The following is a 5,088-nucleotide window of genomic DNA, read 5'->3' as shown; positions in this document are numbered from 1 at the left end:
ACCATAACTAAGCTGTGCCTGAACTGGCATAATAAATAATGAAAATAGAATAAGTAAAATTACATAATTTTTAGTCATCATAATATTTCATAAGTACGACTAATAACGCGATTGAGTTAATGTTATCCATTGTCAACATACGCTATCGGGTACTATTTTTTTCCTGCATGGTATGTTTCAAAGAGGGCGGCTGATACCACTAATACTCCTCCCATGATGGTTGCAGCATTGGGGATTTCACCTAAAAAAGGGATCGCGAGCAAACTACCATAAAGCGGTTGTAAGCAGGAGATAAGTCCGACTGTCTTGGCTTTTAGGTAACGTAATGCTGTAACTAGCAGTGTGTGTGGCAATGCGGTAAAGCAAATTCCTAACACCACTAATAACGTCCAACTGTCATTATTTATAGCCGCTAAGTCTACACTCAAAAATGGCGAAAGCATACATGCGGTTAATAATGTTTGATAAAACATGGTGTGGGGGCCGCTGTAATGTGAAAGCTTACGTTTGTAGAGAATATTCCTTAAAGTAAACAGTAATGCCGAACTAATGCCGCTGATAATACCGAGAGTCACCTCATTTTCTAAAGACAGTTCAGGCACCAATAAGCTAATACCGACTAGCACGACTAAGGCAGAGGCAATATCTTGCCCTTGGATTTTTTCTTTGTTAAATAAGGGCTCTAAAAATACCGTCATTACAGGATAAGTGTAGAAGGCAATAAGTCCAATCGCAATGGTCGACAGTTGCATGCCTAAGAAAAAGGTAACCCAATGCCCGCCAACCAATGCAGCAAGTAATACTGCCCAGGCGTAGTCAGCTAACTTGTTTAATCGTAGTGGCTGCTTGGTTACTTTTAATAATAAACACAAGGCTGCCGCTGCGATCACACAACGAATAATAGTGATATCAAGGGCGCTCAATGGGATCAGCTTAGAAAATAATGTCGTGCCGCCCAGTAATAATGTCGCTGAGTGCAGAGCCCAGAGGCCTTGTTTACGTTGTTCCATTAATTGCTTACATCCTTGCAACAGCTAGCCAGATCAATTGGCATTATGAGTAATGGTTTTATTGTCGATATTGTTGTCGAACTAGGTATATAGATGTTTTGGTTATAGGAGAATTAATTGTCGAATGTTAGCGTGGTGTGGTGAATATAACCCGTTATAGCATGATGTATAACGGGTTAATCGAGCGAACAGACGCGCTTATTTAGCTTTGATTCGAGCGAATGCTTCACCCATCATCGTTGGTGCTGTTGGCTGTAGTTCATCAACAAACTCAATCGCGTCTTTAGCAAACACGGCAACAATAGTTGAACCAAGTTTAAAGCGACCCATTTCCGCGCCTTTTTCGATCACGATTGGTGCTTGGTTTTCATAGGTCCAACGCACGATCTCTTTATTCTTCGATGGGGCTACTGTGCCGTGCCAGATTGTTTCAATGGAAGCAACGATTGTTGCGCCAACTAAGACCATGGCAAACGGACCCACTTCGGTATCAAAGATAGCGATAGCACGTTCGTTACGAGCAAATAAATTCGGTACATTTTGCGCCGTCAGTGGATTAACTGAAAATAAATCTCCTGGCGCAAAAATCATTTCTTTTAAGGTGCCAGTAATTGGCATATGAATACGGTGATAATCACGAGGCGATAAATATACCGTGGCAAAGTCACCGTCTTCAAATTTGTTGGCTAGTTGACGATCGCCACCTAACAATTCACAAACACTGTAGTCATGACCTTTAGCTTGGACAATACGACCTTGGGTAATTGGACCTGCTTGGCTTACTGCGCCGTCTACCGGTTGACATAACATGTTGTCATCGGCATTGATTGGGCGTACGCCTTCTTTCAATTCACGAGTAAAGAAGTCGTTAAATGTTTGGAAGTGTGCTGGGTCTGAATGTTTTGCTTCATCCATGTTGACATTGTAACGCTTGATGAACCAAGTGATTACATTGGTGGTTAGTTTGCCATGCGCGCCGGCTGCAAATAAACCAATAAGACGAGATAAACCGTGTTGAGGAAAGCAGTATTGGGCAATAACTTTTAGCTTGTCTAGCACCTGAGAGCCTCTTAAATTGTTGAATAATGATAATTAAATAGAATTAACGCCATTGTAACAACTTTGACTATTGTTGTCAGAATTAGCTGTTGTCATAATTTGCGCGATTAGTTTAATCAGATAATGGCTGCCTTGCTATTTATACTAGCAAGGCAACGTTAATATTATTTTCGTATAATAGTATATAAAATAAGTTATTTACGCACCGGTACATGACGAGTAGGGCGATTGTCTAACATGGTTTCTAATATACGCAGGTAATTGTCAAAGCGTACTTTTTTGATCTTACCCTGTTTTATCGCATCTTGTAGTGCACAACCTGGGTCGTTCTTATGCTTACAATCGCGGAAGCGACATTCACCTAAGAAATCTCGGAACTCGATAAAACCGTTAGCGATCTCTTCTGCTTTCATGTGCCACAGTGAGAATTCACGTACCCCTGGGGAATCAATTAAATCACCACCTGATGGGAAATGATATAAACGCGCAGTGGTTGTGGTGTGCGTACCCAGACCAGATTTTTCTGATACATCACCCACCTCAACATCAAGCTCAGGCATTAACGCATTCACCAGTGATGATTTACCTACGCCGGATTGACCAACAAAGATAGTGGTATTATCTTTTAATAGATGTTGTAACTCAGATAAGCCTTTACCTTCGAGCGAGGATACTTGCCATACTTCATAGCCAATATCACGGTAAGTTTGTAATTGTCGGTTAATGGTAAACAATTCATCTGTGGTTAATAAATCAATTTTGTTTAATAAGATCACCGGACGAATTTTTACATCTTCGGCAGCGACGATATAACGGTCGATAATATTGGTTGAGAATTCTGGGACCACAGAGGATACGATCACAATTTGATCAATATTCGCTGCGATAGGTTTAATACCATCGTAGAAATCAGGACGCGTTAACACGGTTCTGCGTTCGTGTACTGCTTCGATAATACCAGAAATGCCTTGTAGCTGTTCATTACCTAAGCGCCAAACAACACGGTCACCTGTTACTAAGCTCGCAATAGAACGACGTAGATTACAACGGTGAATGGCACCATTTTCATCTTCTACATCAGCATGTTGACCAAAACGGCTAATGATCACACCTTCTTGCTTTTTGCCGAGAAGAGAATCATCCCATTCTTTAGTATCTTGCTTTTCTAGACGTTTAGTCTGGTTGCTACGTACGCGACGTATTTGACCTTGGGTTAAATGTTTCTTTTTAGCCACGGGTAATTTAATTCCTGAGTTGTAACAAGCGTATTGTAGTACAGCGGTTGCTGAACATCGCATTTCGAGGTCGATTGGGTATAATAACCTTAAACATACGATTACACGACAACTATTAGGATCCCCTCTATGCAACTTGCCGACAACGCAGCGCAGTTTAATGAAAATAATTTAGTTTGGATTGACCTAGAAATGACCGGTCTTGATCCAGAAAAATGTCTGATCATTGAAATTGCTACTATCGTCACTGATAGTGAATTAAATATTCTTGCAGAAGGACCTGTATTAGCTATTCACCAAGATAAAAGCGAACTTGATAAGATGGATGAGTGGTGCACAACCCACCATACCAATTCAGGTCTTGTTGAGCGTGTATTAGCCAGTAACGTGACAGAACAACAAGCTGTAGAGCAAACACTGGCATTCTTACGCCAGTGGGTGCCTGCTGGAAAATCACCATTATGTGGTAACAGCATAGGCCAAGACCGTCGCTTTTTGGTTAAGTACATGACGGAATTAGATGATTATTTCCATTACCGTAATGTCGATGTGAGCACGATTAAAGAATTAGGCCGCCGCTGGTGCCCTGAGGTAGTGACTAGTTTTCACAAACAAGGTTTGCATTTAGCATTGGATGACATCCGTGAATCAATTGGTGAATTACAGCACTATCGTCAATACATGTTTAAAATTTAATCACCGAAACGACTGGTTCGATAATTTTACGACCTTATAGTAGAAACATTCGGCAATCTCAGGTTTTTTTATAATAAAGCCTCGGTCTAGGCTTGCAAAACCCAGTCGGTTCTATATAATTCGGCACCTAAGATACGAAGCGGTACTAGCTCAGTTGGTAGAGCGCAACCTTGCCAAGGTTGAGGTCAAGAGTTCGAGCCTCTTGTACCGCTCCAATTTCTTCTCCTATAATTTCTTATTTGATAACATCCCTTTACTATCTCTCTTTATTACCTACATTATTCCAAAATTCCAAAATTCCAAAATTCCAAAATATATCCATTTATTGCCGCTAATTTTTATCCCATGTCATTTAGACCAATTACGCTTATTTATTAACTGCTATAGTACTTAGTCACTTACAGCTTATGTTAAGAGAAGCTAAGCTAAGCTAAGCATTTGTTTTGGAAGCTAATATAACTTCAAGGATTGATATGAAAGCCGATAATAAACTCAGTAAAATAGTTAAGAAAGTCACGCTACTGCCAAAAGGTTGCCATGCACCGGCATTGTCTTTGGTATTTGGCAAGGTGATTAAATTTGCCGGTACCTCAAAAATACGTGTCGATAAATTAGATTTTTCTGGTTCTAAACTCAGCTTAAAAAACCGTAAACGGGTACAAAATCATATTGGTGGTGTACATGCGGCAGCGATGGCGTTATTGGGTGAATCGGCAACTGGTTTTCTAATTGGTATGCATGTACCTGATAACCGTATTCCATTATTAAAAAATATGAATATTGACTATGTTCGTCGTGCTGCGGGCGATTTAACGGCAGTAGCAACATTAACGGATGAGCAGATTAACCATATCCGTAATACTGAGAAAGGCGATATCTCAGTGCCAGTCGTGATCACCGATAGTGAAGGTAATGAACCGATTAATGCTGAATTTATTTGGGCTTGGGTTCCGAAAAAACGTTAACCATTCTTTATCATATTCTTGATTGACCCTGAAATAATATACCGAAATTACCCTGGCTAAATTTGAGCTGATATAGTCTCAATGATGTGGTTAACAATTGCTTCGGTATATACCAATCTCAGC

Annotated in this window: 5 protein-coding genes and 1 tRNA gene; 3 read left to right on the top strand and 3 right to left on the bottom strand. The window is 40.3% G+C overall.

What is annotated here, in order from left to right; translation table 11 throughout:
* Positions 1-152: 152 nt before the first annotated feature.
* The 3 genes from QNK26_RS01190 to rsgA all read right to left on the bottom strand — a co-directional run bounded on the left by QNK26_RS01190 (position 153) and on the right by rsgA (position 3,304).
* Positions 153-1,010 carry a DMT family transporter gene (locus tag QNK26_RS01190; protein ID WP_319220434.1) on the bottom strand — a complete coding sequence of 286 codons (858 nt, stop codon included), beginning with the start codon at positions 1,008-1,010 and terminating at the stop codon, positions 153-155.
* A gap of 198 nt (positions 1,011-1,208) precedes the next feature.
* Complete coding sequence (gene asd, locus QNK26_RS01185; protein ID WP_319220433.1) at positions 1,209-2,069, bottom strand: archaetidylserine decarboxylase; 861 nt, start codon at positions 2,067-2,069, stop codon at positions 1,209-1,211.
* Positions 2,070-2,263: 194 nt separating this feature from the next.
* Positions 2,264-3,304, bottom strand: a complete 1,041-nt coding sequence (rsgA, locus tag QNK26_RS01180) for a small ribosomal subunit biogenesis GTPase RsgA (RefSeq protein ID WP_319220432.1) — start codon at positions 3,302-3,304, stop codon at positions 2,264-2,266.
* 129 nt (positions 3,305-3,433) lie between these two features.
* Between rsgA and orn the strand changes: the two genes are divergently transcribed.
* The 3 genes from orn to QNK26_RS01165 all read left to right on the top strand — a co-directional run bounded on the left by orn (position 3,434) and on the right by QNK26_RS01165 (position 4,965).
* Complete coding sequence (orn, locus tag QNK26_RS01175) at positions 3,434-4,000, top strand: oligoribonuclease (protein WP_319220431.1); 567 nt, start codon at positions 3,434-3,436, stop codon at positions 3,998-4,000.
* A gap of 139 nt (positions 4,001-4,139) precedes the next feature.
* A tRNA-Gly gene (locus tag QNK26_RS01170) sits at positions 4,140-4,215 on the top strand.
* Positions 4,216-4,473: 258 nt separating this feature from the next.
* Positions 4,474-4,965 (top strand): DUF4442 domain-containing protein, encoded by a 492-nt coding sequence (locus tag QNK26_RS01165; RefSeq protein ID WP_319220430.1) that lies wholly within the window; start codon positions 4,474-4,476, stop codon positions 4,963-4,965.
* Positions 4,966-5,088: the final 123 nt, after the last annotated feature.

The organism is Moritella sp., assembly GCF_033791185.1.
Taxonomy (GTDB): Bacteria; Pseudomonadota; Gammaproteobacteria; order Enterobacterales; family Moritellaceae; genus Moritella.
Note: the sequence above shows the minus strand (reverse complement) of the source record. Positions and strands in the feature narration are given on the sequence as shown.

Bases quoted from the DNA above. Each gene is read 5' to 3' on its own strand.
- orn (WP_319220431.1), top strand. From the start codon at position 3,434: ATGCAACTTGCCGACAACGCAGCGCAGTTTAATGAAAATAATTTAGTT.
- QNK26_RS01165 (WP_319220430.1), top strand. From the start codon at position 4,474: ATGAAAGCCGATAATAAACTCAGTAAAATAGTTAAGAAAGTCACGCTA.
- QNK26_RS01190 (WP_319220434.1), bottom strand. From the start codon at position 1,010: ATGGAACAACGTAAACAAGGCCTCTGGGCTCTGCACTCAGCGACATTA.